Below are 1,973 nucleotides of genomic sequence, written 5' to 3'. Positions count from 1 at the left end.
CCAGAGTCGCACCCTTACTGACCTCATCCTCATCGATATCAGGCCAATCAAAACCCAGCTTCTCCATCACCCAGACAAGCTCATTCGGCAACATCATTCCCACGACAGCACGACCTCCCGAGAAGGACTCTACGGGGGCGGGAGGAACGGCTGCGATGGGGAGAACTACCCATGCCACGTCGAAACGCCCCTCGGCGAGCCCATCGGGCTCGATGAGGGGGCGTTTCGCACCGGCGCTCAGTGGCCGACGACGCCCTGCAGCTCCACCGCGACCTGGATCGACGCGATCGTCTCCCGCTTGTGCAGGTTCTCGACCTTCGCCGCCCCGCCCAGCGACAGCAGCGGCACGAAGATGAACGACTGGTCATACGGCAGCTCACCGTGCGCCGCGACCGCCTCCGGGAAGATGTCCCAATCGAGGGAATCGGAGAGCTCCTCGGCGCCGTCGAGGCGGACGAGCGTGAGGAACGACTTCAACGTCCCCAGTCCGACCGTCGTACCGCGGCGGAAGAGGATCCCCGTCACACCGGGTCGACTCGGCTCCCAGGTGATGAGGTCGCCCAGTCCGGTCACCATGATCGGGATCGCGATGCCATCGCCCTGCGTCTTTCCGATGCAGTCTCCGACCTCGGCCTCGTAGAGCTTCGGATCGATGATCCGCAGGAATCCCTCACCGAAGGTTCCGTACCCGTAGGTCTCCCAGATCTCGATCAGCTCATCAGGGACCCGCCCCCGATACTCCTCGATGATCTCCGCCGGAACCGGCGCATGCGGAACGAAATCAGCGATCTCAACCATGTACCGACTCGACTCAGTGGCCGATGACGCCCTGCAGCTCCACCGCGACCTGGATCGACGCGATCGTCTCCCGCTTGTGCAGGTTCTCGACCTTCGCCGCCCCGCCCAGCGACAGCAGCGGCACGAAGATGAACGACTGGTCATACGGCAGCTCACCGTGCGCCGCGACCGCCTCCGGGAAGATGTCCCAATCGAGCGTCCGGGACAGCGTCTGGGCGGCGCCGACGCTCACGAGGAACAGGAAATCATCCAGGCTCCCCAGTCCGACCGTCTTGCCGCGGCGGTACAGGATCCCGACCGCGCCGGGATGGCTGGGCTCCCATGTGATCAGGTCGCCCAGTCCGGTCACCATGATCGGGATCGCGACGCCATCGCCCTGCGTCTTTCCGATGCAGTCCCCGACCTCCGCCTCATAGAGCTTCGGATCGATCACCCGCAGGAAACCCTGCGCGAACGTGCCGTACCCGTAAGTCTCCCAGATCTCGATCAGCTCATCAGGGACCCGCCCCCGATACTCCTCGATGATCTCCGCCGGAACCGGCGCATGCGGAACGAAATCAGCGATCTCAACCATGTTTCCCAACCTATCGGAGGACGACGTTGATGAAGGTGTTGTCGAGGTCGACGCCGGGGTTGGCGTGCATGAAGTCGATCACGGCCTGATCGATGTCGCCGACACGGTTCTTCCACTGCGACCCCAGCGAGGAGTTGATGCGCGTGTCGCCCACCCGGGAGATGTCGGTGACGTTCCCGCCCGCGATGCCGTCGAGACGGTGCAGCGCGGCCTGCCCCTTCATCCAGTCCGCCGCGTCCTTCGTCGCCTTGTCGAGATCTCCGCCGTTCTCCTGGAAGAGCTCGCGGATCTTCTTGTTCTCCGCCATGTCACGGGCGTTCTGCTGCGCCCGGAGCGAGTCCGACGTACGACCCTGCTCGAGGTACTCGATGCGGTTCTTCAGCCAGTCGGACAGCGGCATCCTCTGCAGCGTGTCCATCTGCTCGTCGTACTGCCTCGTGTACTCGGCCGAGTCGTGATTCCTGTTCCTCTTGAACTTCTTGACGCTGACGTCGACCTTGCCGTCGTAGTGGTCCTTGTCCTTGACCTGGCGGATGACGTCGTCGAGATGCCCGTCCATGTTCGCCGTCAACTGGTGCAGCTTGTGATCCGCATGCGCGAA

The 1,973-nt window shown here is 63.6% G+C and carries 3 protein-coding genes; all 3 read right to left on the bottom strand.

What is annotated here, in order from left to right:
• Positions 1-237: 237 nt before the first annotated feature.
• Positions 238-798, bottom strand: coding sequence for a T6SS immunity protein Tdi1 domain-containing protein (locus WFJ01_RS18985; protein WP_336630039.1), 561 nt, complete (start codon positions 796-798; stop codon positions 238-240).
• Between the two features lie 13 nt (positions 799-811).
• Positions 812-1,372, bottom strand: a complete 561-nt coding sequence (locus tag WFJ01_RS18980) for a GAD-like domain-containing protein (RefSeq protein WP_336630038.1) — start codon at positions 1,370-1,372, stop codon at positions 812-814.
• A gap of 10 nt (positions 1,373-1,382) precedes the next feature.
• Positions 1,383-1,973, bottom strand: a 591-nt coding sequence (locus WFJ01_RS18975) for a polymorphic toxin type 15 domain-containing protein (protein WP_336630037.1), incomplete at its 5' end; no start/stop codon positions are given.

The sequence above is a fragment of the Microbacterium sp. MMO-35 genome, assembly GCF_037147555.1.
GTDB lineage: Bacteria > Actinomycetota > Actinomycetes > Actinomycetales > Microbacteriaceae > Microbacterium.
Note: the sequence above shows the minus strand (reverse complement) of the source record. Positions and strands in the feature narration are given on the sequence as shown.

Bases quoted from the DNA above. Each gene is read 5' to 3' on its own strand.
- WFJ01_RS18985 (WP_336630039.1), bottom strand. From the start codon at position 798: ATGGTTGAGATCGCTGATTTCGTTCCGCATGCGCCGGTTCCGGCGGAG.
- WFJ01_RS18980 (WP_336630038.1), bottom strand. From the start codon at position 1,372: ATGGTTGAGATCGCTGATTTCGTTCCGCATGCGCCGGTTCCGGCGGAG.